Annotated in this window: 21 protein-coding genes; 11 read left to right on the forward strand and 10 right to left on the reverse strand. The window is 52.4% G+C overall.

The window, feature by feature from the left end; genetic code table 11:
* Positions 1 to 83 precede the first annotated feature (83 nt).
* Entirely contained in the window at positions 84 to 1,028 is a 945-nt protein-coding gene (locus MCON_RS12015; RefSeq protein WP_013720227.1) for a HEAT repeat domain-containing protein, read from the forward strand.
* A gap of 21 nt (positions 1,029 to 1,049) precedes the next feature.
* Here MCON_RS12015 and MCON_RS12020 read toward each other — a convergent pair whose 3' ends face one another.
* Positions 1,050 to 1,634 (reverse strand): YkgJ family cysteine cluster protein, encoded by a 585-nt coding sequence (locus MCON_RS12020; RefSeq protein WP_013720228.1) that lies wholly within the window; start codon positions 1,632 to 1,634, stop codon positions 1,050 to 1,052.
* A 57-nt stretch (positions 1,635 to 1,691) separates the two neighbouring features.
* Between MCON_RS12020 and engB the strand changes: the two genes are divergently transcribed.
* Positions 1,692 to 2,261 (forward strand): GTP-binding protein EngB, encoded by a 570-nt coding sequence (gene engB, locus MCON_RS12025; RefSeq protein ID WP_013720229.1) that lies wholly within the window; start codon positions 1,692 to 1,694, stop codon positions 2,259 to 2,261.
* Between the two features lie 17 nt (positions 2,262 to 2,278).
* On the opposite strand, the gene MCON_RS12030 is transcribed toward engB, so the two are convergent.
* From MCON_RS12030 to MCON_RS12055, 6 genes are all read right to left on the reverse strand, one after another.
* Positions 2,279 to 3,184, reverse strand: coding sequence for a mechanosensitive ion channel family protein (locus MCON_RS12030; RefSeq protein ID WP_052297576.1), 906 nt, complete (start codon positions 3,182 to 3,184; stop codon positions 2,279 to 2,281).
* 61 nt (positions 3,185 to 3,245) lie between these two features.
* Positions 3,246 to 4,454, reverse strand: a complete 1,209-nt coding sequence (gene corA / locus MCON_RS12035; protein WP_157863806.1) for a magnesium/cobalt transporter CorA — start codon at positions 4,452 to 4,454, stop codon at positions 3,246 to 3,248.
* A gap of 118 nt (positions 4,455 to 4,572) precedes the next feature.
* Positions 4,573 to 5,847, reverse strand: a complete 1,275-nt coding sequence (locus tag MCON_RS12040; RefSeq protein WP_013720232.1) for an Nramp family divalent metal transporter — start codon at positions 5,845 to 5,847, stop codon at positions 4,573 to 4,575.
* Positions 5,847 to 7,208 carry a magnesium transporter gene (locus tag MCON_RS12045; RefSeq protein WP_013720233.1) on the reverse strand — a complete coding sequence of 454 codons (1,362 nt, stop codon included), beginning with the start codon at positions 7,206 to 7,208 and terminating at the stop codon, positions 5,847 to 5,849. The genes MCON_RS12040 and MCON_RS12045 overlap by 1 nt, the downstream gene beginning before the upstream one ends.
* A gap of 80 nt (positions 7,209 to 7,288) precedes the next feature.
* A complete protein-coding gene (locus tag MCON_RS12050; RefSeq protein WP_013720234.1) occupies positions 7,289 to 7,768 on the reverse strand; it encodes an Lrp/AsnC family transcriptional regulator in 480 nt (159 codons plus the stop codon).
* A 165-nt stretch (positions 7,769 to 7,933) separates the two neighbouring features.
* Entirely contained in the window at positions 7,934 to 8,455 is a 522-nt protein-coding gene (locus tag MCON_RS12055) for a hypothetical protein (protein ID WP_048132438.1), read from the reverse strand.
* Between the two features lie 208 nt (positions 8,456 to 8,663).
* Between MCON_RS12055 and MCON_RS12060 the strand changes: the two genes are divergently transcribed.
* Positions 8,664 to 9,134, forward strand: coding sequence for a peroxiredoxin (locus tag MCON_RS12060; RefSeq protein WP_013720236.1), 471 nt, complete (start codon positions 8,664 to 8,666; stop codon positions 9,132 to 9,134).
* A 105-nt stretch (positions 9,135 to 9,239) separates the two neighbouring features.
* Here the strand turns inward: MCON_RS12060 and MCON_RS12065 are convergent, their stop codons facing one another.
* Complete coding sequence (locus MCON_RS12065; RefSeq protein ID WP_013720237.1) at positions 9,240 to 10,286, reverse strand: hypothetical protein; 1,047 nt, start codon at positions 10,284 to 10,286, stop codon at positions 9,240 to 9,242.
* Between the two features lie 221 nt (positions 10,287 to 10,507).
* Here MCON_RS12065 and metG point away from each other — a divergent pair, with 221 nt between their 5' ends.
* The 7 genes from metG to MCON_RS12100 all read left to right on the forward strand — a co-directional run bounded on the left by metG (position 10,508) and on the right by MCON_RS12100 (position 20,102).
* Positions 10,508 to 12,514: a methionine--tRNA ligase gene (gene metG, locus MCON_RS12070; RefSeq protein WP_013720238.1), complete on the forward strand. Its 2,007-nt coding sequence runs from the start codon at positions 10,508 to 10,510 to the stop codon at positions 12,512 to 12,514.
* A gap of 11 nt (positions 12,515 to 12,525) precedes the next feature.
* Positions 12,526 to 14,259: an ATP-binding cassette domain-containing protein gene (locus MCON_RS12075; protein ID WP_013720239.1), complete on the forward strand. Its 1,734-nt coding sequence runs from the start codon at positions 12,526 to 12,528 to the stop codon at positions 14,257 to 14,259.
* 6 nt (positions 14,260 to 14,265) lie between these two features.
* Positions 14,266 to 15,381: an OB-fold nucleic acid binding domain-containing protein gene (locus MCON_RS12080; RefSeq protein ID WP_013720240.1), complete on the forward strand. Its 1,116-nt coding sequence runs from the start codon at positions 14,266 to 14,268 to the stop codon at positions 15,379 to 15,381.
* 46 nt (positions 15,382 to 15,427) lie between these two features.
* Positions 15,428 to 16,405 (forward strand): DNA repair and recombination protein RadA, encoded by a 978-nt coding sequence (gene radA, locus MCON_RS12085; protein ID WP_013720241.1) that lies wholly within the window; start codon positions 15,428 to 15,430, stop codon positions 16,403 to 16,405.
* A 287-nt stretch (positions 16,406 to 16,692) separates the two neighbouring features.
* Entirely contained in the window at positions 16,693 to 17,712 is a 1,020-nt protein-coding gene (locus MCON_RS12090; RefSeq protein WP_013720242.1) for a right-handed parallel beta-helix repeat-containing protein, read from the forward strand.
* A 122-nt stretch (positions 17,713 to 17,834) separates the two neighbouring features.
* A complete protein-coding gene (locus MCON_RS12095; RefSeq protein WP_013720243.1) occupies positions 17,835 to 19,361 on the forward strand; it encodes a methanogenesis marker 14 protein in 1,527 nt (508 codons plus the stop codon).
* Positions 19,362 to 19,379: 18 nt separating this feature from the next.
* Entirely contained in the window at positions 19,380 to 20,102 is a 723-nt protein-coding gene (locus tag MCON_RS12100) for a hypothetical protein (RefSeq protein ID WP_013720244.1), read from the forward strand.
* 30 nt (positions 20,103 to 20,132) lie between these two features.
* Here MCON_RS12100 and MCON_RS12105 read toward each other — a convergent pair whose 3' ends face one another.
* Positions 20,133 to 20,777, reverse strand: a complete 645-nt coding sequence (locus tag MCON_RS12105) for a hypothetical protein (protein WP_013720245.1) — start codon at positions 20,775 to 20,777, stop codon at positions 20,133 to 20,135.
* 204 nt (positions 20,778 to 20,981) lie between these two features.
* On the opposite strand from MCON_RS12105, the gene MCON_RS15340 reads away from it, so the two are divergent.
* Entirely contained in the window at positions 20,982 to 21,623 is a 642-nt protein-coding gene (locus tag MCON_RS15340; protein WP_013720246.1) for an acylphosphatase, read from the forward strand.
* A gap of 14 nt (positions 21,624 to 21,637) precedes the next feature.
* Here the strand turns inward: MCON_RS15340 and tnpC are convergent, their stop codons facing one another.
* The gene (gene tnpC, locus MCON_RS12115; RefSeq protein WP_013720247.1) at positions 21,638 to 22,948 is read right to left on the reverse strand and encodes an IS66 family transposase; all 1,311 of its coding nucleotides are present in this window, start codon (positions 22,946 to 22,948) and stop codon (positions 21,638 to 21,640) included.
* Positions 22,949 to 23,093 lie beyond the last annotated feature (145 nt).

The raw sequence follows: 23,093 nt of genomic DNA on the forward strand, positions 1-23,093 counted from the left end.
CAGCCCTTTAACGCTTAAACATTTGCATGCAATTGAATTCTATTTGCACAAAGCTTAATAGACTGCCATGCCCATGAATCGGCATGGACAAGGCTCATGAACTCATAAAGAAGCTCGGCCAGAGCGATGACTATTTTGAACGTCAGAAAGCGGCATGGGCCCTGGTAAACCTGGGTGACGAGGCGGTTGATGCCGTTGCTGAAGCCCTGGAGAAGGGCGAGTTCTCAGACCTGCGCTACAAGTCCGCCTGGATCCTGGGCAAGACAGGATCTGCCAGGGCGTTAAAGCCTCTCTGTTATGCCCTGCTCAGTGATCCGGATCATGTGGTTCGCGAGTGGAGCGCAGCCGCTATGGAGGCACTGGGCAATCAGGAGGCAGTACAGCCTCTGGTTTTGGCCATGAAAAGAGACGGCTCCAGGGATGTACGCTTGAGGGCGGCGATGGCCCTCCGCGCTTTAGAGGCAGCAGAGGCTTTCAGAGATCTTCTGAGCTATGACGATCCCGAGGTCCGGGGGATGGCCACCACCGGCCTCGCGAAGATCGGCTATGCTCAATCCCTGCCGGATGTGGCCCGGCTGATGACAGATGAGAGTGCGGAGGTTAGGCGAAGGGCGGCAGCCTACATGGGAGAGATAGCCCGCGAAGAGGGCATTGAACCCCTCACTCGTGCCCTGCAAGATGATGAGGTGGATGTACGCTGCGAGGCCTTGAAGTCCCTGGGAAAGATAAAAGGGGAGAGAGCCGCAGATCTAGCTCTTGCCGCTCTGCCGGACAAAGAATGGAAGGTGCGCTATACTGCCGTGACTGCTCTGGGGGAGATAGGCCACGACAAAGCCCTAGATGCTCTGATAGAGGTCATGTTCAGCCAGGATGACGAGGAGATCAGAGCCTGGGCGGCCTGGAGCCTGGGTGAGATCGGGGATGAGAGGGCGATAGAGCCGCTGAAAAAGGCTTACAAGACCTGCCCCACTGAAGTGATGAAGAGGGCTCGGGATTCGCTGGTGGAGGTGTTCGGAGAAGAGGTCTAGCTCCGACTCCACCATTGTTGTTCAGAGCTCATCCAGAACTCTCCTCAGATGCTCTTTGCTCCGCCTGATCTCCTCTGTGCTGGGGGAATATCCCTCCTGCTCCCTTTGTACCTCTTCCATCGCCCGGGTTAAAATCTCCATAGTCTCCACTGACCCCGGACAGGACGGGTTTACTACCACCTGATCGGAAGAGCCGTAGACCCCAAGGAATGGAAATATGCGGCAGGACCAGGGACGGGCAGCATAGATCTTGCAGCCGCCCGCCAATCGGTCATAGAACTTGCAGGGCAGGATGTGCTTGAAGTCCAGAACTCCGGGCTTTTTGGGATCGGGAATGGTGTACTTTTTCAGGGCCCTGTTCAGGGGGATTTTGAGATGCTTTGCCAGTTGTGCAGCATCCTCGGGCCGCAGGCGGATGGGGTCTCCGGTGGTGCAGCATGTCCCGCACCGCTGACACCGGAAAAGAATGTGGCAGGCCATGCGGGTATAATCTGCCGGGGTGTACTTCGGCTGATCGAACCGCGGGAAGACCTCTCCGTCGGGGAGCATCGTAGCCTTCAAGAGCAGAACTGCGACCTCTTTTGGATCCTTTTCCCCTTCCGTCATTTATGCTATTGTTCTCAGATAGGCATCCTTTTCAATCTTGCCCTTCCTCTTAATGCCATGTCCAAGGAAGTTGTCCTCATCGGCAGGTCCAACGTCGGCAAATCCACCTTATTCTGGGAGCTCACGGGAAAGAAGGTTCCGATCGGCAAGCGTCCTGGTATCACCCAGTACCCGTTCAAGACCAAGGTAGGCAACATCTTCTATGTGGATATGCCCGGCTATGGCTTTATGTTTAGAACCACCAAAGCCGACCAGGAGAAGACCAAAGATCTGATCGTCCATTATTTTGAAGAGCATGCCAGGGAGATTCTCCTGGCAGTGCAGGTAATTGACGCCGCATCTTTCCTGGACATAGCCGACCGCTGGGAGGGCCGGGGCGAGGTGCCGATGGAGATAGAGCTTTGGGAGTTTCTGGACGATTTAGGCCTCGACTCGGTCCTGGCAGCGAACAAGATGGACCGAATAGCCAAGCAGGACAGGGATGGAGCACTTGACCTGATCTGCGAGCGTCTGGGGATGCTCCCACCCTGGACTCAGTGGCAGGATCGGGTTGCTCCCATCAGCGCCAAACGCGGTCAGATCGAGCCCCTTCGAGCCGTCATCTCCAGAAAGGTGGCCGTAGCCTGACTGGGCATGATTGAGAGCTATATTCCCTGGGCCTCAAGCTCCTTGATCACTGCTTCTCGGATCTCATTGCCCACCGCGCTGGCCACATTTCTCCCCGGAACTGTTACCTCCAGCCTGAGGACCAGTTCTGCACTCTTGGAGCTTATGAGCTGAACGCTCAATGGCCTGTCCTTTGGAACCTGAGAATGGCCGCGCGCCTTCTCCAGAATTATCTCCCTCGCCCGATCTATGTCCGCCGCCTTCTCCAGATCAAAGTCCACCGACCAGGTGATCTCTTTCTCCCTGATCGTCCAGTTTATGACAGGCTCTGTGCTAATGATGCTGTTTGGAACAATGATTCTGCGGTTATCTGCAGTGCGAATCACCGTATGCCTCAGGGTCAGATCCTCGACCTGGCCATAATCGCCTCTGAAGTCCACCAGATCCCCCACCCGGAAGGGCTGGAATATGGCGATAAATATCCCAGAGGTGAAGTTGGATAGGGAGTCCTTGGCCGCATAGCCTACGGCCAGGCCTAAGATCCCCGCTCCGGCGAGCATGGCGGTGGCGACCTTATGCAGCTGTGGAATTTGCAGTATGACCAGCATCAGGCCAGCCAGATAAATGGTGGCGGAGGCGATCCTGCGGATCATGAGCTGCATGGTCTCGTCCATTCTTACCTCCGCCCGGTTTATGACTCTGGGGATATGAGTTCGCAGCATCTGATCCACGATTTCTGCCACAGCTCTGACTATAAATATTATAAATATTATTACTATCAAGTTTACTATAATAGATATTGTATCTATCTCATGAATGGCATCTGCCAGCACCTGAATTGAGGCAAGATCTACATGCCTTCCGGCCATCAAATCCACCTTATACTGAATCTGGTCTGCTAAAAGCTGAGGATCGGCCAGACTCATCGCACGAGATAAGTCCATCGTTGAGGGGAGGGAAAATGAATATTTAAAGCTTCTTCAAAACGATTTTTTTTGGCATTCATCAGATCCATTTCTTCCGGTAGAAGTATGCCAGCATCACCGCCACCACCAGCAGCATCAGCACCAGGACTGCAGGATATCCATAGGGGTGCTCCAGCTCCGGCATGTGGGTGAAGTTCATACCGTAAAGCCCGGACAGGAAGGTCAGAGGGATGAATATGGTGGAGATGATGGTCAGGAGCTTGATCACCTCATTGAGCTTGTTGCTCAGGCTGGAGAGATAGGTCTCCAAAAGCGAAGCTGACATATCCCTGAATGTCTCTATGTTCTCGATCACCTGGATGGTATGGTCGTACACGTCCCTCAAGTAGATCCTGGTAGTCTCCGATATGAGGTGCGAGTCCATTCTCTGCATGCGGCTTATTGCCTCCCGGAGAGGCCAGACCGACTTTCGCAAAAAGAGCATATCCCTTTTCAGATTGTAGATGGCGGGCAGGATTCCCGGCTCAGGATTGGAGACCACTGAGTCCTCCAGCTCCTCGAACCTATCGCCCAGCTTCTCCATGATCACAAAGTAGTGGTCGACGATCGAATCGATCATGGAGTAGGCAAGGTAATCGGCACCCTGCTTTCTGATCCGGCCTTTGGACGTCCTCAGCCTCTCCCTGAGGGGCCGGAATATATCCACATCCTTTTCCTTAAATGATATTATAAAATTTTTGCCGAAGATTATGCTCACCTGGTCCATGTCGATATTGAAGTCCCCTATCTCATCATCATCCTCCGCTTCCTCATAGTAGAGCATCTTGAGGACGATGAATATGTAGTCCTCATAATCCTCAACCTTGGGGCGCTGGTCGGTCAGAATGTCCTCCAGGACCAGGGGGTGCAATCCATAGCATGCTCCCAGCTTTTCCAGAGAATACACCTGCCGGGGACAGTCCACGTTGATCCATATCATATAGGGCCGGTCCCGGAATATCAGACAGTCCTCAACCTCATTGGTCTCCGTCTCTAGAAAGTGATTCTCATCATACTCTATCACTGTAAACCTGGGCAGCTCTCGAGTCTGCTGCATTTCGGGAGAAGTGGCCGACCCATTGGGAACTGGAACTGAATCAGAGTCTGAGGTCGGGATATCCGGCTCTTTTTCTGATTGGATTGAGGGCGATGCAGAAGGCGATCCAGCAGGCGAGGGCTTGATGGAAGTATCAGCGCTGCTATTGGATTGACGATCTGACGAATAATCCTCTTTTCCCGGTTCCTGCAAGATACTGCCTCCTATTTCATTCGTTTGCCATTGCCCGCTTTACCTTCTAATTCAGTTATCGCTCCAATATTGCTTTATCTTTGCCTTCGATATATTTCTCTTCTAGGCACCACTTAAATCATCCTCCCAAGAGGGGAAAGATGGTCGTCACCACCAAGAGAACAGTGAGGATGCTCATGATAATGGTTGTGCTCCAGGCGATCAGATTGAAGAGCTTTCCGTTGGTGTATTTTCCCATGATCTTTCTGTCATTGATCAGAATGAGGATGAAAAGCAGCACCATCGGCAGCAAAGATCCGTTGATCACCTCCGAGAGTACCATTATCGCCAGCAGTGGAGCGTTGGGAATCAGTATGAAGATGGCACCGAAGGCGATCAGCAGTGTAAAGAGGAGGTAAAACTGTGGCGCATCCCCAAACCTCTTGTTCAGCCCGGAGTCCCAGCCCATCCCCTCACATAGGAAATAGGCTGTCGAGAGGGGCAGTATGGATGCGGCAAATAGGGAGGCATTGAGAAGTCCGAAGGCGAACAGCCATGCGGAGTATTCGCCAGCCAGAGGGAATAGAGCAAGAGCTGCGTCCTTCGCCGTCTCAATCCTTATTCCGCCCGCAAAGATGGTAGCGGCGCAGGTGAATATTATGAAATACGATACGACGTCAGTGATCAGGCAGCCCACATAGACATCCCACTTGGTGTATTTATACTCGGAGATCTTGATCCCCTTCTCGACGATGGTGGACTGGAGGTAAAACTGCATCCAGGGAGTGATGGTCGTTCCTACGATCCCAATCACCATATAGAGGTACCCTGACTCCAGGCTCAGGCTGGGGGTGACCGTCTGGGTGAAAAGGAACTTCCAGTCGGGCTTCAGCATCAACCCGGATATGATATAGGTGATGTAGACCGAACTGGCGATGAGAAATACCTTCTCTAAAGAGCGGCGGTTGCCCATGACCACGATCGACCAGACCAGGACCGCGGCCGCGGGAACGGATACATATTTGCTCACTCCGAATATCTCCATGCTCGCCGCCACCCCGGCGAACTCCGCAGTAGTTGTGCAGAGGTTAGCGATAATGAAACCGAGGAGGAGGACCACCGTCGGCTTGACCCCGAATCGCTCCCGGATGAGATCGGCCAGACCCTTGCCCGTGACCACGCCCATCCGGGCGCACATCTCCTGCACCACGAACAGGGCGAAGGTTATGGGTATGAGAAGCCAGAGGAGAGAGTATCCAAAATGAGCCCCGGCGATGCTATAGGTTGTGATTCCGCCGGCATCGTTATCCACATTGGCGGTGATTATCCCCGGCCCGATGATGGCCAGGAACACGGCCAGCCTGGCCAGGGATATCTGGGGAGCTCTGCCCCTCAGGCCAATACCCAATTGCATCAGTCCATCCCTCGGATCCTGCGCAGCTTATGGTAGTTCCAGGGCATGCGCTTCCTGAGGTCTTCGGGAATTATCTCATCTAAAGCATCGTCGAAGGTCACTATCCCCAGGATCCTGCCCTCCTCGTCCGCCACGGGCACGCACAGGAAATCGTATTTGGAGAGGAGGTTAGTGACCTCTTCGATGGTCGAGGTGGGAAGTACGCTCAGGACCTCTTTTTTCATGACGGTGCTCGCTATATCATCGGGTTCGGCCAAGAGCAGGTCGCGAAGAGACATGACTCCCAAGAGTTGACCTGAATCGCTCTGGACATAGATGTAATAGATCATATCCACCTCTTTTCCCGATCTCCTCAGAATGGAGAAGATATTCGATACCGTGCATCCGGAGGGGACGGCAACGTAATCGGTGGTCATGAGGCTTCCCGCAGAGCTATTGCTGTAGGCCATCAGCTCTCTGACCTCCTCCGCCTCCACCTCGTTCATCAGTTCCAGCACCTCAGAGGCCTTGTTCTCGGGCATTATCCCCAGGAGGTCGGCTGCATCGTCGGGATTCATGTTCTCCAGGATGTCAGCCACATCGTCGCTCTCCATCTGATTGACCATGGTGGCCTGGACCTCCGGGTCCACCTCTTCCATGGTCTCGGCGGCTGTCTCCTCGCCCAGGGAGTCGAGAATGAGAAGACGATCCCTGTTGTTCAGCTCCTCCAGGATATCGGCTATATCCGCGGGATGAAGGTCATTGATGGTCTTTCTGGAGATCTTGAGGTGAAGGCTTCGCAGGTTGGGATCGAGGGGATCGATATAAGACCAGGGTACAATGCGGTTGGGCAGTCTTGCCATCAGGCCGCCAGAAAGGCCGCCAAGTCCCAGCCTCCTGATTATCCCCTTGAAACCGACGTCCACCCCTACCAGGCAGAGGGATCTCTTTACCTGGCCGAGGAGGATGTCGTTTACTCTCACCACCTTCAAGCCGTCTATATCCACGATCTGCCGGTCAAGAATGGTCTCGGTAACCAGGAGCTCATTCTCAGAGAGCCTTCCCGGAGGGATCTCGTCCCTGGACACATCCAGGCGGATATCGCCGTTGATGCTGCCAACGCTGGATATGGGTAGGATGACCTTCTCTCTCAGGATGTTGGAGGTATAGATGATGCGCGAGATCTCCAGCAGGGTATCCCCAGGCTGGAGGGCGAGGTCTGATAGCTTGCCCACAGCATTTCCCTCCCGATCGCTGATCTTCATTCCCTGCAGCTGGCTGAAGAAGCTTACCCGATTGAATCCATTTGTTGCTGCCTCCTTGACCCAAAGGGGGCCGGTGGCTGTGATCTTCTCAGCGATGCCCCTGGATGTGCGCCACATATCACCTCAGTTCCTTAACAGCTCAATCTCAACTGCTCAATTCTCTGCTAGCTTAATCTGCTCGATATTCTCAATGCATCCTAGACAGGAGGGCTCTCTTCTTTCACCCGATCCATGACCACGATCTCCAGGAGGTTTTTAACCCCTTCAACGGAACGGATGCGGTCGTTGATGATGGTCTTCAGCTCTTCCAGGCCACGAGACCAGACCTTGAGGAAGAGGTCGTACTCTCCTAATATTCCGTAGACCTCGGTTATCTCCGGGATCAAAACCAGAGCCCGAACCGCCCGATCATGGCTCTCGGAGTCGGTCTGGACCAGCATGATGGCGGTTACTGTATAGCCAGTGGCCGCGGGACTGGCGCTGATGGTGAACCGCTCAATGACCCCCTGGGACTTCATGCGCTTCAGACGGAATTGGACGGTTGCATCGGCAATGCCTGACCTCCGCGATATCTCCTGCAGGCTCATGCGACTGTCCTCTCGAAGGTTAGTGAGAATGGTCCTATCTACCTCATCCAGCTCCAAGCTATCGCCCACATCTATCTTGTATTTCTTCAATTATTCCTCTTGATGTTGGCAGAAAACCAATAATACCATATAAAGATTCCTATTTTACCAGTTCTTTGTTTAGATCACGCATTTTCAACTTGCCCAAAAATTTTCCTGGCTAGCGAGGGGGATACCAGTCTGAATTTAGATACAAAATTTAAAAAAATAAATATTTTAATAACTCGACGATCTTTGAACCTCGAAATCCCCTTCCAGGGACATACTGGATCCGATCTTGCTCTTGCCCAATCCGCCCTGGGATGATGAATACATTGAATCTTTGCCGGACCCGATCCGGTCAGAAGCATTGACTGCGGTTGCATTAAAAGCAGTGGTGTTGAGCGCAGTCCAGTTCAGTGTTCTTGTTTTAATGATCGAGGCATTTTCAGCGCTGGAATTTGTGGAATCATTGGAGGATAGATTGATGAGCTTTGATAGATCGACAGTTGAGCCATTCGATTGGACAGTATCAATACCGATGCTAAAGAATGTGCTGTGCTTGTTATTTGACTGGTTGGCGTTGGATACGGAACCGCTCTGCAAATCAGCGATCTTATCCTCCATGCCCTGAGCATCCATATTCATTGGGCCAGATATGGGTGTAGCAGATCCGGTGATAGTAAGCCCTTCAGATTCGATGCCATCCGCGGCCAGAAGGGAAAGCGATGCCGCTCCAAGGACAATTAATACTGCCATTGCTGCCTTCACAATTCCACCTTCATGCTATTAGCATTATAGATGAGATAATACAATTTTAATCTTCCTATGAAAGCCCTTTGGATAGAATCTGGCTAATGTGCGAAATCTGCGCGTCCTACAGTTATATTATCTTTCTTCCCATAGCCTTTTATTTTCACTTCTCCAATCCTATCAATTATTAGAATCATCGAGGATGGCGCTAAATATGATAGAGATTGGCGATGTTGCCCCGGACTTCTGTCTGCCCGGAGCAGGGGGTCAGGAGATCTGCCTTAATGCCCATAGCGGCAAATGGCTGGTCTTATACTTTTATCCCAAGGATAACACCAGCGGCTGCACCCGAGAGGCTATGGACTTCACTGCCCATCTGCCGGATTTTCGCAAGCTAGGCGCAGAGGTGGTGGGAATCAGCCGGGACAGTCCTGCAAGCCACGAGAAGTTCGCCGCCAAGCACAGCCTGAAGGTGACGCTTTTGAGCGATCCGGACCATAGGGTCACCGAGTCTTATGGGGCCTGGGCGCTGAAGAAGATGTACGGCAAAGAGAGCTATGGGACTGTCAGGTCCACCTTCCTCATCGATCCAGAGGGAAAGATAGCATACATCTGGAGGAGGGTCAAAGTGGATGGCCATGCCGCTGCAGTATTAAAAAGATTGCAGAAGCTGCAGGAAATATAGGATCTATCTGGAGAGCAGAATTGATGGGGCAGGAGGGCAAAAGCCCCTCGCTGCTGCCCATTGTTCTCAGCTTGATCGACATTGGATCTTTTTTCAGCCCTATATCTACATGATATCGTTTGTGTTTAGCGAGGTTATAGGCTCGACAGTGCCGGGGGTAGCATTGCCCGCTGGTGTTTCCGCTGATGTATCATCCTTGGTCTGCTGTTTGAGCCTCTCTCTCGCGGCAGCAAGCCTGGCCTTGGTGGAGCTGACGCTGGAATTGATGTTGGAGGCCACGGTTGCGTTCTGGGCTGTGGTGTTGTTGGCCGCAGCTCCAGCTACAGCACTCTCGTTTGTCGCTGCAGCGGCCAATGCAATCGGCTGGACTGCTTGCCCGGCAGGCTGAGCTGCGGAGACATTTTGTGCTCCCGCCGTCCCATAGACCTGCTCATTTGTGAGCTGCAGATAGTCGCTATTAAAGTCAATGACAATGGGACTATCGGTATAGTAGCCATACACCAGAGACACAGGCCTGCTCTGCAAAGAGATGCCGCTGAAGCCCACCAGCGCACGATCCTGGCTCGCGTTTCCAGTAGTTATGACCTCGGTATCGAATCCCGCAGTTGCACTATACGGCCAGCCCCACTGATCAAGAAGGACGAAATTCTCTGGACTGAATACTACATCCTGGGTGCCATTGTTCTGGCCACGGACCTGAACCACTATTCCCTGCTCGTCGGGATTTATCAGCCAGTCTGTGATCCCATAGTACCTTATCAGCAGAAACTCATTGCCGGCTTTTGGTGTAGCCCACCAGTTGATGTTGATCGGCCTTCCGCCCTCAGGAGTCGCAGTAATCAACTTGAAGAGGCTGTCCTTTGGAACCACGAAATAGACCAGCTGCCTTCCCTCGTTCAGGGGTTTGTACATCGCTGGATCGTAAACAGCATCATACTGATCCATCATTTGATATGTGGCATTCGAGGCGTTCAGAAGCCCGGTATCCACCTTCAGGACCTCCTCACTATCATTTAACTCAAATGGCATCCTGATTGAACCAAACAGGACTACCGTAGCATTTCCATCGCTGGCCTGCAGAGGGTAGGCTCCTGCCGGGCCCATAGCCAGTGCCAGTAAGAAGGCCGGAATAATTAAACACATCTTATTCATTGAATATCCCCACTTTTGCCATCATCTCTCATGAAATGGCTGACTTCATGCTTTTTCGCATTTAAATTGCATTCTGCTATTGTCTGTATTTTATCATCCGGTTATATACATTTTATCCAGGATTCTTCCGACCAGGATCCCTGTACCATGCCCCCGAGAGCTATTGGGAAACCTATATCTCCCTGTTCTTTCATATCCAGCGGCGGTGTTCTTAATTGTCAATGCCTATCCTTGTAACCTGCGGCCTCCCTTACGCCAACGGGCCCTGTCATCTGGGCCACCTAAGAACCTATGTACCAGCGGACATCTTCGTCCGAGGATTGAGAAAGATGGGCAAAGAGGTGCTCTTCGTCTGCGGCTCGGATTCCCATGGAACCCCGATCGTGGTCAATGCCGAGGCTCAGGGAATGACCCCCAAGGCTCTGTCCATCAAGTATCACCAGCACTTCGATGAGATCTTCCAGGGAATGGAGATTGATTTCGACTTCTTTGGCGATACTGACGATCCTGCTTGCCACAATCGCACCAAAGAGATGGTAGAAGCTCTCATGGAGAACGGCTACGTCTATCCCAGGGAGATCGATCTTGCCTATTGCCCCAAATGCGAGCGCTTCCTGCCGGATAGATATGTGGAAGGGGAGTGTCCCTACTGCGGCAAGCCCGCCCGGGGAGACGAGTGCGACATGGGATGCGGTCGCCACCTGGAGCCGGGAGAGATCAAGAATGCCATCTGTAAGGTTTGCGGCGGCCGGGCAGAGTACCGCAAACAGACTCATTACTTCTTCCGCCTCTCTGGATTCCGGGACTTCCTGCTCGAGCATCTGCAGACCCTGGGGGGGACCGCCTCAGCCAGGAACTATGCCACGGAGTGGGTCCGCTCGGAGCTCAAGGACTGGTGCATAACCCGCAATATGGCCTGGGGGGTCAGATTTCCAGGCAGCGACGACCTGGTAGTCTACGTCTGGGTGGACGCTCCTATAGGCTATATCGCCTTCACTGAGGAGTGGTGCGCCAGGTCTGGCCGGGACTGGGAGGACTACTGGAAAAAACCTTCCCAGATCATTCACTTCATCGGCGGAGATATCGTCTATCATCACTGCATCTTCTGGCCGGCGATGCTCAAAGGAGCGGGATACACCCTGCCCTCGGCAGTAGTTGCCAGCGGCATGCTCAAGATCGATGACAAGAAGTTCTCCAAATCCCGGGGCAATGTCATCTGGGTGAAGGACGACTACATGGACCGAGGATTGCATCCCGACCTTCTGCGCTATTACCTGGCCAGCTATACCGCTCATAATAAAGAGGTCAACTTCGCCTGGAACATATTTGCCGATAAGGTCAACTCCGAGCTTGTGGGGGCTTTTGGCAACTTCATCAACCGGGCCCTCACCTTCAGCGTGAAAAACTTCGAGGGAAAGGTGCCTGAGGGCAAGATCGATGCTGATGTTTTGGCCCGGATCGAAGAGACCATGGCTGAGGTTGTATCCGGCCTGGAGGAGTACGAGTTCAAGAAGGCCACAGACAGCGTGATGACCCTGGCCGATTATGGGAACACCTACTTCCAGAGCCATGAGCCCTGGAAGCTGGTCAAAAGCGACAAGGATGCCGCAGGCTCTGTCCTTCGAAGCTGCCTGCAGATCGCCAAAGCGCTGGTAATTCTGATGGAACCGGTAATGCCCGCAAAGATGCAAAACGCCTGGAAGCAGCTGGGCATGCCAGGAGAGGTCAGTAAGATCGCTTTAGAAGATGCTCTTGTGCCCCTGGACTCCGGCCAGAGCCTGGGAACCCCTGAGATCCTCTTTGACCGCCTGGAGGAGAAATTCGTCAAAGAACTGGAGAAGATCTTCATGGATAGGATAAAAGAGGCCGGATCCAAAGGCAAGGGAACGCAAGATAAGAAGAAAGAAGAGATCTCCTTTGAGGATTTCCAGTCCATGGATATAAGAATAGGGGAGATCAAGAATGCAGAGGCCATTAAAGGCTCAAACAAGCTCCTCAAGCTCAATGTGGATATAGGAGGAGAGATCCGCCAGGTGGTAGCAGGCATCGCCCAGTCCTATGCAAAAGAGGACCTTGTGGGCACGAAGGTGGTGGTTTTGGTCAATTTGAAGCCGGCCAAGCTCTTCGGAATAGAATCACAGGCCATGCTCCTGGCGGCTGATGTGGAAGGCAGGGCAGTGCTTCTCAGGCCGAGAGAGGCAGTGGAAACGGGAACAAAAGTACGTTAGGAGGTATGATTTTGCTGCAGATAGAGAATCTTTCCAAGACTTACAGGCTAAACGACAGGGATATCGAAGCCCTTAAAGCCATAAGCTTCACCGCCCAGCCGGGCGAGATTTTGGGAATAGTGGGCAAGAGCGGAGGCGGAAAGAGTACCCTGATGAAGATCCTGCGAGGCATGGATCGCTTTGATTCCGGCAAGATCACCATGGACGGCATTACCATCACCCCAGACTCCAGCGATGAGGAGATAAGGGCGCGGATGGCGGCCACCGCCATACACCTGCAAAGGGACTTTGCCCTTTGGACGGAGTCCGCTCTCAATAACGTGGTGCGACGAATTCATTCACGCAAGACGGGCTATGAGGTCCTGCCCATACCCGAGAATGCTGATTATGATGAAATGTACAAAGAGGGGCTCTTTTACCTGGGCCTGGTGGGCCTGGAAAAGAAGGCCAGCCACCTGGCAACCATCCTCAGCGGCGGTGAGAAGCAGAGGCTTGTGATCGCCAGACAGCTGGCCAAAAAGCCCAAGGTCCTCTTGCTGGACGAGCCGGCCACCATGGCCTGCCCGGCCACGAAGCAGGAGGTTTTAGATGCCATCAAGAACGTTCGGGATAAGCTTGGCCTGACAATAGTCGTCGTCTCCCACCTGCCGGAGGTCCACAATTATCTGGCGGACAGGCTGATCTGGCTGGAGAAGGGCGAGATCGTAGCTGTTGGAGAGCCACGAGAGATCCTGAACAGGTTTATGGCGGGAATTGGAAAGCCCGAGCCTTTGGCGCCAAGAAGAAACCTGGGACCATTGATCAAGGTGAGAGACCTGTCCAAGAGGAGCTGCCAGGTCTGCAAGGGAGAGGTTTTAGACGTCCTCAGGATAGAGAATCTCAATTTCGACATCAACAAAGGGGAGATCACCTCTTTCATAGGCAACAGCGGCGGAGGAAAGACCACCCTTCTCAAGATCATGCAAGGAGTCAGAATGCCGGATGCTGGAGCGGTCTATTACCGCTATGGCGATGAATGGGTGGATATGCTCACCTATTCACCCCATAGGATGAATGTGCGTCGAACTTTGGGTGTCATGTACCAGGAGTTCGCCCTTTATGCCGGGGAGACCATCATCGATCAGATCGCATATCAGATGGGCATCAAGAGCACCGATGTGATTGGATATGCCCGTTCCGTAGCCGAGGAGATGGGCATAAGCGAAAAGGTGTTGGATATCATCTATGCCATGGCGGATATGTCTGAAGAGGATGCAAAGTCCGCTCTGGAGTCTCTGGGGCTGACGAGGGATATATTCAAAGATCTATTCCCCCGCTTTCCAAACACTGAGGCCCAGAAGTTCGCTGAGCCCATATTCGACCTGCTGGATTTGGACAGAAGTGTCATGTGGAAGCTTCCCAGGCAGCTATCCGGCGGGGAGCTGGTGAGAGCCTCCCTGGCCATTCTCCTTGCCGCCCAGCCAGAGGTTATGATTCTGGACGAGCCGTTTGGAGATATCGATCCCATCACATTGCGGGAGGTCTCCAATGCCATAAAGAAGATCAACTCGGAGTTTGGTACGACCATTATCCTGGTGAGTCATCATGTGGATTTCGTCAAAGAGGTATCTCACCGGGCCATACTGATGGAGAACGGCGCGCTGGTTGCAGACGGAGATCCCATTGAAGTCTCTAATGCCTTCCTCTCCCGATGCAATGCCCCCTACCTGAGAAGTACGCAGGAGCGTTATGCCATTCATGGATGATCGTTGATGGATTCAGAGCTGGAGGAGATTTACCGTCAGGTTGCAGACAGCATATCACCTGAAGAATTCGAGGAGAGGGTGAAAGAGAAGGTGGCCCTTATGGCCGGCTTATGCGACTCCCGGACCGCGGCCATGCTGGTGGCCAGGGACCTGGGCAGCCCTGATCTTCTGACCAAGATCGGGAGCATCCGGCCTGAGATGGGGAACGTCACATTCACCGGCAGGGTGATCGCCGTATCTCCTGTGCGGGAGTTTCAGCGATCAGACGGATCTCTTGGCAGGGTGGCAAACATCACCCTGGCGGACGAGACCGGGTCGGTGCGTGTCGCCCTCTGGGACGAGACAGCAGAGCTAATCAAGTCAGGGGACCTCGCTGTGGACCAGTGCCTCAAGGTGAGGGGACTGGCCAAAGAGGGATTTGCGGGGACTGAGGTCAGCCTTGGCCGCGGTGGCGGGTTCGAGGAGATAGATCAGGATATTCATCCACGCGTCGCGCCTTACAAGATTGGAGAGCTGAAGAGGGACATGAGCGATGTCAACCTTCTGGCGGCGGTTGTGGATCCGGGAGAGATGAGGGAGTTTGAGCGCCGAGATGGGGGCAAGGGCCAGGTTCGAGGGGTGACGCTGGGAGATGAGACCGGCAAGGTCCGGCTCACCCTCTGGGATGAGCAGGCCCAGATGCCTCTTCTTAAGGGGGAGACGCTTGAGATCGTCGGCGGCTCAGTCCGGGAGAGGTACGGCCTCTTGGAGATCCAGACCGGTGGGAGCACCGCTATTCGCAAGAGCACTAAAAAGCTGGACTTCTCAGAGAGGATGACCCCAATAGCGGAGCTGAAAGAGGGAATGCTCTCTAGCGTTTCCGGCTTTGTATCCGGCCTGGGGGAGGTGCGGGAGTTTCAGAGGGATGATGGCAGAATGGGCCGGGTGGCGAATATCTACATCTCTGATGATTCCGGCCGGATCCGGGCAGCTCTATGGGGAGAGCATGTCGATCGACTGGTGGAGGTTGATCTTGGATACAGGGCGGAGATTATCGATGCGCAGGTCAAGAGCGGCTGGAATGAGGGATTGGAACTCTCCTGCGGATGGCGCACCAGGATTACTTTCGCCCCGCCTGAGTAAGGAAGTTATGTGAGTTATGAGAACACCTACCAGAGGAACTGTGAAGATGGCAATAAAACTACTGGAAGACCTGCCGGGCGTAGGTCCGGCCACTGCCGAAAAGCTGCGCGAGGCGGGATTCAACTCAATCGAAGCCATTGCCGTTGCCTCTCCTGGAGAGCTGGTGAGCGCAGCGGAGGTTGGTGAGGCCACTGCCGCCAAGATCATAGCCGGGGCACGGGAAGCGGCAGACGTAGGCGGCTTTGAGACCGGTGACCGCATCCTGGAGAGAAGAAAGCAGGTGGGTAAGGTCACTACAAGCTGCAAGAGCTTCGATGAGCTGCTGGGCGGAGGTATGGAGACTCAGGCCATTGTGGAGCTCTACGGAGAGTTCGGATGCGGCAAGACCCAGGTCGCCCACCAGCTGGCAGTGAATATCCAGCTGCCGGTGGAGATGGGCGGGCTGAATGGCTCCGTCATCATAATCGATACTGAGAACACATTCCGGCCGGAGCGCATCGACCAGATGGTCAAGGGGCTGCCGCCTGCACCCGACGGCCGGATCTGGGAGACTGAGGATTTCTTAAAGAACATCAACGTGGCCAGGGCCTTCAACTCCAATCACCAGATCCTGCTGGCGGAGAGCGCCATGGACCTGGCGGAGAAGGTCAAAGATTCTGAGAGGCCGGTCCGGCTGCTCATCGTGGACTCGGTGACTGCCCATTTCCGGGCAGAGTATGTGGGGCGGGGGACCCTGGCCGACCGCCAGCAGAAGCTCAACAAGCATCTTCACGACCTGATGCGCTTTGGAGACCTGAACAACGCCCTGATCCTGGTGACCAATCAGGTCATGTCCAAGCCGGACACCTTCTTCGGAGATCCGACTAAACCGGTGGGAGGGCATGTCCTGGGCCATACCTCCACCTTCCGGCTCTACCTGCGAAAATCCAAAGGGGAGAAACGCATCGCTCGCCTGGTGGATTCGCCCAACCTGCCTGATGGGGAAGCGGTCTTCTCGGTGACAACCGACGGATTGAAGGACTGAACGCGGGAACGGGAACGTCGGTCAGATGAAAAAGAAAAGGTGAGGGAGGAGGGGGTGATCCGAGGATGCAGGAGGCAAGGAGCAGTGCTCCCGGATCGTCCACTTCCATTAGCAACTCTATAGATATAGACGATTGTGACAAGAAGTTGTCTATAATATTCAAAGGGATGAGGAGCTAGCCAGAGGGATCCGACATCGGCTTAATGCCTAATCTATCGGATTGCATGGGCCTCATAATTTCCATTGTAGACGAAAATTTTAAGTTCATAAAATTTATTCAATAACCTATGAATATAATGAATATGGATAGAGGTAATATAAGAGACAGTATAATTATATCAATTTATCTTCCAATAGCCATTATCTTCATTGTGGGGCTCTCTCATGCCGCCGTAATCGAGGTCAATCCTGGCCAAAGCATCCAGAAGGCGATTGATCTAGCCAATCCAGGTGACACAATTAGAGTGCTCAATGGGACCTATACCGAGAACATCGAGATCGATAAACAGCTGACAGTGAAAGGGATCGATATGCCGGTGATATGGGCAAAGCACAGTGGAAGCACCATCAACATCACTGCAGACGGCTGCTTAATCGAGGGAATAGATGCTGGAAACTCAAGCGGCTGGCATCAGGGCGGAATCAGGATCACTTCGAATAACAACGTCATCCATAGAAATGAAGTAAAAGATAGTCGCACTGGCATCGTTCTCCAAGAGTCATCTGGCAACAAAATTTTCTATAATGACGCGAGAAACGGAGGAACGGGAATATTTCTCAGGAACTCATGCGATAACACCATCGAAAGAAATGAGATAAGCAGCCATGGGAAGGATAGTCTTGGGGTTAGTTACGGCATATATCTTCTGAATTCCTCCAATCACAACATAATACGCAAAAATATAATCGACATTGGAGGGCTAATTAACGGGGGAATAATGATTTATTGCTCGGAGTTCAATTCCGTAAATGATAATGAGATTACTGGCAGCGGCTTGTTTAGTGGAATGGGAGTCGCTCTTCTCGAAAGCAATAACTGTCTCATCGAGAATAATACCGTCGCCTCAAACGGCATCCTTGGCCAGGGTATTCGCCTTATGTTCTCTCACAATAACACAATAGATGATAACAGTTTGTGCTGCTATGGTCCAATAGGTCAGGCCATTGCGATCCTTCAATCCGAAAATAACCGTATATCTGCTAACCAGGCAAAGAGCTGGCACTGGGGAAGGGACATAGAATTTGAGGGAGCTTCTGGAAACAAACTATCTGGAAATGATGCTATCAGAATCTATGGCGAACCATGATTTGCCATCCCAAAAAAATTGTGAATTACAGCCAGATGCATGCGGATTTGACCCAAACATGAATTTGGAGGAAATGATACCCAACCCAAAGCTTTAATGTCTCCAGCGCTCTCTTTTCTGCCATGAACCTTGGTCGCCTCTTCAAGCCGAAATTTTCACCACGCATAGCGGAAAGCCCGCCGTTCAACTACCTGGAACTGAGGAGCAAGCCCTTCTACATCGTGGCCTCGGTGGAGGTGGGCAATACCACCACTAAGAGCATACTTACTGCTACCGATCTGAATACCGGCAAGACCTACATCGTGAACAAGACGGTAAAGATGACCAGAGATGTGAGGCCGCCAAAACCAGGAGAAGAGATCTTTGCCCATACCATCAATGGCACCCCCCTCACCAAGGAGTCCGTTGCCGAGCTGGTGAAAAACACCCTGATCGAGAGCCACGATAGAGCCCGTCTGGACATCAAGACCGATCTGAACTTCGTGGTGCGCTCAACCGGCGTAGTGGCCGAGCTGGACTCTCCCGAGCAGGTAGGAATATTCATTCAAGCCCTGGCCCAGGGCTGCCTCGATGCCGGCGTCCCTCCCCGGCTCATGACCCCGGCGATGAGCATACACAACATCCTGGAGAAGTTCAAGAGATATACCATGATCGAGAAGGTCATCTTCATGGGAGCAGTGGCCTCCTGCTTCCCGCCCCAGGGGTCCACCGGAGTAGAGGTGGTGGCCAATGAGATGGAAGGAGAGCTTGCCACCGCCGGAATCAAGGAGGGCAGCCGCTGGACAGACGTGGACTTTCGAAACCCCTGCCTCTCCATGGACTTCGGCACCACCCTGGACGGCAGGGTGACGAGCGAAGAGCTGCCCTATGCCCATACCATTGGCAACCTACTGGGCCTAGCTGGTGCTATACCTGATGCCGTGGTCCAGGGCACAGGGCTGGTGGACAGGAAGATAGGGGCGACCCTGGACATATTCGACGCCGGCCTGAAGCCCGACTATGGAAAGGAGGCCCAGGCCTATGCCGACCGGATCGACGAGCTGGTGATCATCGAAAAGGTTCCATTAAATCGCAAAAAATACGGCCTCGTTCCGGTGAATCCAGATGCAGCGGCCAAGAACAATGTGGTCCTTATCGGCTGCGACGTGGGGGTAAACGGCAGCGACCTGGAGAAGCTCTCCGGAATCGGCGCGGATATCAATAGCACCAAAAGCCGAGATCTGAAGGTACTCTTTGGTGCTCTGGACCTGGCCATGGCCCGGGTGGCCCGCAGGCTGGTCCAGGTTGGGGTCGAGGAGGGCATAGTCACCGGCAAGACCGCCATTGGTGTGACCGGTAGGGCGGGTATCACAGGCAACAAGCCCCGCCTGATCTTAGAGGAGATAGATAAGCTCGGGCTGTATGATCATACGGACAGAAATGTGGTCTTCGTGGACGATGGCCTGGCCAGAGGAGCAGCGGTGATGGCTCGATGCATGAACTCCATGGGCACTCCCAAAAATCCGTTAGGAGGGCTGCGCAAAGGAGGGTGCATTCTCAAGAAGAGGATGAGCTATGAGGTGGAAAAGGGTCTGGTCCCCGCACCTCAGGAGGCCCGGCCGGATAAGGATACCCACGATTACTTCGAGGGAGGCCACAAGCGAGAATGAGAAGAGATTGAGCAGAAAATGCCACCACCACCCAGATCACATCCTTCTGCCAAGGTCGAGGAGGAGATTCCCATATCAGTGCTGGCAATAGAAGAGCATGAGGAGACGATCTGGATCTCTTTAAATGCAATTTCAGCCAGCGAATTCCCTCCTTGCATAAAGAATATAATTAGAGGGCCTGGAGGCGAAAAGGGAATGCACAGGAGAGGAGCGATCCTGGCCTCATTCCTGGGCCAATGCGGTTGGAACGAAAAGGAGGCAGGATCCCTCTGGCGGGGTGCTATATCTACAGAGGAGAGGATCTACAGGAAATGGTTTGGGAATATGAACTGCCCAAAGTGCGAGACTATGCAGCGGCAGAGCAAGGGCTATCCCGACCTGGGCATTGAGGATCTTGAGCTATGCCAGCCGGATGAGAAGTGCCAGAGGATAAAAAGCCCGGTGGAGTATGCTGCAGATCTGTTTGCCGAAGAGGAGCTCTCCAGAGGTAGACAGGAGCACATTCGAACTATATTTCTGGCCCGACTTTTCAACTGGAAGACCGGCAGAGAGTTCGATATCGACCTGACAGCAGAGGAGAAAGAGGATCTGGAGAGCCTGAAAAATAAACAAATGGAGACGGATAGCGCCAACACCATCCTCCTCTTCACCTGGAGCAAATTCAGGGGAAGGCTCCGTCCCAAGTTTCGTCTTATGGAGACCGATCTGCCTCGAAGGCGGATGTTATCCGAGCTTCTTTAATGGGCCTGCCACCCGCATGGCCTCAAGGCCCTATTCGAGCACATTTATCTGCAGAACACCATTGAAGGTCTCACTTCCCTGCAATGATGCGGCAGACACGTTGACGCTGTATTTGCCTGGAGGGACATTGGCATTCCAAATGCCGGTATACTCATTCCCAGAGCCCTTGATCAAGACCGCATTTCCCGAATTGATGCCTGTAGAATTAATTATAGTGGCGCTGGCGGTGATTCTGCTCTGGCTGTCAGAAGTGCTATTATTGTCGCTTGTAGTCAGTCCATCACCAGCGGCGGCAAGCAAAGCAGTGATATTGACGGTGCTGCCTGCTGTCACATTTATCGGATCGGCATTGATGCTCACCAGGAATATAGCTGGCCCGGAACCCGTGTTAGCAGTGGGTTCAATCTGAGCGGGAGCGGCAATTGCTGTGCCTTCTGGGTTCTCCTTCTCTGCCCCGGATTCTTTCTCAAACTGAGAAGTGGTCATGCGCGTTGCCTTTGGTCCATAATCCTGTTGGGTTTCATTAATGGGAATACCCTCCAGGAAGCTGGTTGCGCTTAGGGTCCAGTCCCCTTCCTTAGAACAAGTTGAGCACCCAGCTGATGCGCTGATGGTCAGGGCTGCTATAATCATTATAAAGACCATGCCAATCGGTATTAACGCTGATATCTTCATGTATTCTCCTCATGTTTATGATGCCCGGATGTATTAATACAAGCAGGCTCCCATGGCTTTGTTTGCACTTTATTTATATCATCTTAGCGCCCCGAGAACGCTCCGGGTCCGAACCCTCGGCCATGCCCTTCATCCATCACTTTGCATTGATTTTTCAGGCAAGACGATATAATCATATACAAAGAGCATAAAATCCTCATATTGATGAAGAGGCTTACTGCCTATGTCTCGGGCAACGTGCATCAGAGGGGATACCGTGCCAGGGTCACGGATATAGCCCGGGTGCTGGGATTGAAGGGGACGGTTGAGAACCTGGATGATGGCCGGGTCAAGATCATAGCCGAAGGGGATGAGGATAAGCTGAAGTGGTTTGAAGAGGCCATCTGCATCAAGAATACCCTGATTGATGTATCCAGCATAGAGAAGGAGTATTCCACCCCAAGGGACGACGTCAATCGGTTCTATAAGCTGGTGGATAGAGGAGAGACGGATTCTCGGCTGGATACGGCAGCAGACCATCTCAAAAATCTGATCGTCGCCGTGAATAATATGAATCAAAATATTGGCGGTAAGATCGATCAAATGAATGATAATTTAAGCGATAAGATCGATCAAATGAATGATAATTTAAGCGATAAGATCGATCAAATGAATGATAATTTGAGCGGCAAGATGGATGTCATGATCGATCTGCAAAAGGATACGCTATCCGGCCAGGAGACTCTCATCGAAGAGGTGAGGCAATCCAGGAAAGAGATAAAGGGCCGCATGGACCAGAGGTTCGATAAGCTGGAAAGCGAGGTAGCAGAAATGAAGGTGGCCCTCAAGTCAAAAGGCATCATTTAAATCCTGGTACGTGTTTAGCTGGCTAGTCTTATGGTTAACATTTGGAGACAATCCAATCCTCTTTGTCCCCATGTTGCCAGCACTGTCATGATTAGCTCATGAATAGCAGTTCCCTTTCTATTTCTCAAAGTTCCCAAGATTTTTCTCAGCACAACATGTGGCCGCAAAGCTCTCTCTGCCCTATTATTGGTTGTCTCCACACCTGGATTAAGAATGAACGTGAACCAGTAGTCAAAGCCATTGCTGATTTTTCCAATGAATTTCCTGACCTTAACTTCCAAGTACTCTCTGTCGATCCAATGCTGTAGCACTTCTCGTGCCGATTGCCAGATATTCATTCTGACCTCTGGTGGAGGCTCGCATTCTAGAGACTTGGTCAGCGATTCATAGAGCCCCTTGAGTGCTTCATGCAAAGGAACCGCTTCACCAAACGTCTCAGAAAGATCTTTCGATTCTCGAAGTAGATGGGCCCAACATCGCTGCAAGTTCTTTGTGAATCTAGCATACGGTTTCCATCCGTCACATACGATTATCCCTTTAAATCTACGCGTCAAGACTTCTATCAGGACATTCGTTCCTCGGCTCTTCCGAATCACAAAAAATGTCTCAGATGGCGTAGTGAATGTCCAGATCCAGTGCTTTTCTCCCTGGACATGAATTCCCGTTTCATCCACGTAAAGGATCGGAGCGCCACGAATCCGTTCCAAGATAGCATCGTATTCCGGCCGAACTGCTTCGCCAGCACGGCGAGTTAAATCGAATATCGTGGCAGGGCTCAATGCCAGGCCATGAATTCGTTTCAGTGTATCCTGAATCTTTCTGTGAGGCAGCCGATCTTCGTATCTCATCAAGGTCGCTTGCGCGATAACGTTATTTCCGAATTTGCCTTCATGCGGGCAATTTGCATCGCGAGCAACGACTTCTTTCCGGCAGCATGGACATATGTAATGGGCTATTTTGTATTCAGTGACTATGACCGGTTGTGGTTCGGGAATTTCCTCGATAACCTTAGATTCAAATCGAAAAGGAAGGTTAAGCTTTGCTCCGCAATCCGGACATCGATCGGCTGTAACCTCCACTTGGCGATCAGGGATAGCCAAAGGTCTGGTCATACCTTTATGCCCGACCTTTTGGCCGGGCTTTCCCTTGTTGGTCTTATCCTTTTTGAGATTGCGGCCACGTCGAAGGCTTGGCGGAGTATGGGCATTCTCGTATTTAGCTAATCGGGCTTCCAGCTCACGGATCCTGGCTTTGAGCATTTCATTCTCAAGCCTTAATAGCTCATTTTGCTCTCGAAGTTGCCGGATAATCTCGGATTCGTCCATACTCTCAATAAAAGAATATTACCATAATATTACTTAATTTTTCTGGTCCAATTTATTTCTGCTTGGTGGCTAAATCTTAAAAAGCAAGTGTGAGCTAAACACGTACAAATCCTGCAATATCTTTCAAATGTCGAAGAGGACCTTT

It is taken from the genome of Methanothrix soehngenii GP6, assembly GCF_000204415.1.
In the GTDB taxonomy this organism is placed as follows: domain Archaea; phylum Halobacteriota; class Methanosarcinia; order Methanotrichales; family Methanotrichaceae; genus Methanothrix; species Methanothrix soehngenii.

Excerpts from the sequence above, each read along its gene's own strand:
- MCON_RS12015 (WP_013720227.1), top strand. The coding sequence starts at position 84 with ATGGACAAGGCTCATGAACTCATAAAGAAGCTCGGCCAGAGCGATGAC.
- MCON_RS12020 (WP_013720228.1), bottom strand. The coding sequence starts at position 1,634 with ATGACGGAAGGGGAAAAGGATCCAAAAGAGGTCGCAGTTCTGCTCTTG.
- engB (WP_013720229.1), top strand. The coding sequence starts at position 1,692 with ATGTCCAAGGAAGTTGTCCTCATCGGCAGGTCCAACGTCGGCAAATCC.
- MCON_RS12030 (WP_052297576.1), bottom strand. The coding sequence starts at position 3,184 with ATGGACTTATCTCGTGCGATGAGTCTGGCCGATCCTCAGCTTTTAGCA.
- MCON_RS12040 (WP_013720232.1), bottom strand. The coding sequence starts at position 5,847 with ATGCAATTGGGTATTGGCCTGAGGGGCAGAGCTCCCCAGATATCCCTG.
- MCON_RS12045 (WP_013720233.1), bottom strand. The coding sequence starts at position 7,208 with ATGTGGCGCACATCCAGGGGCATCGCTGAGAAGATCACAGCCACCGGC.
- MCON_RS12055 (WP_048132438.1), bottom strand. The coding sequence starts at position 8,455 with ATGGCAGTATTAATTGTCCTTGGAGCGGCATCGCTTTCCCTTCTGGCC.
- MCON_RS12060 (WP_013720236.1), top strand. The coding sequence starts at position 8,664 with ATGATAGAGATTGGCGATGTTGCCCCGGACTTCTGTCTGCCCGGAGCA.
- MCON_RS12065 (WP_013720237.1), bottom strand. The coding sequence starts at position 10,286 with ATGAATAAGATGTGTTTAATTATTCCGGCCTTCTTACTGGCACTGGCT.
- metG (WP_013720238.1), top strand. The coding sequence starts at position 10,508 with ATGCCTATCCTTGTAACCTGCGGCCTCCCTTACGCCAACGGGCCCTGT.
- MCON_RS12080 (WP_013720240.1), top strand. The coding sequence starts at position 14,266 with ATGGATTCAGAGCTGGAGGAGATTTACCGTCAGGTTGCAGACAGCATA.
- radA (WP_013720241.1), top strand. The coding sequence starts at position 15,428 with ATGGCAATAAAACTACTGGAAGACCTGCCGGGCGTAGGTCCGGCCACT.
- MCON_RS12090 (WP_013720242.1), top strand. The coding sequence starts at position 16,693 with ATGAATATAATGAATATGGATAGAGGTAATATAAGAGACAGTATAATT.
- MCON_RS12095 (WP_013720243.1), top strand. The coding sequence starts at position 17,835 with ATGAACCTTGGTCGCCTCTTCAAGCCGAAATTTTCACCACGCATAGCG.
- MCON_RS12100 (WP_013720244.1), top strand. The coding sequence starts at position 19,380 with ATGCCACCACCACCCAGATCACATCCTTCTGCCAAGGTCGAGGAGGAG.
- MCON_RS12105 (WP_013720245.1), bottom strand. The coding sequence starts at position 20,777 with ATGAAGATATCAGCGTTAATACCGATTGGCATGGTCTTTATAATGATT.
- MCON_RS15340 (WP_013720246.1), top strand. The coding sequence starts at position 20,982 with ATGAAGAGGCTTACTGCCTATGTCTCGGGCAACGTGCATCAGAGGGGA.
- tnpC (WP_013720247.1), bottom strand. The coding sequence starts at position 22,948 with ATGGACGAATCCGAGATTATCCGGCAACTTCGAGAGCAAAATGAGCTA.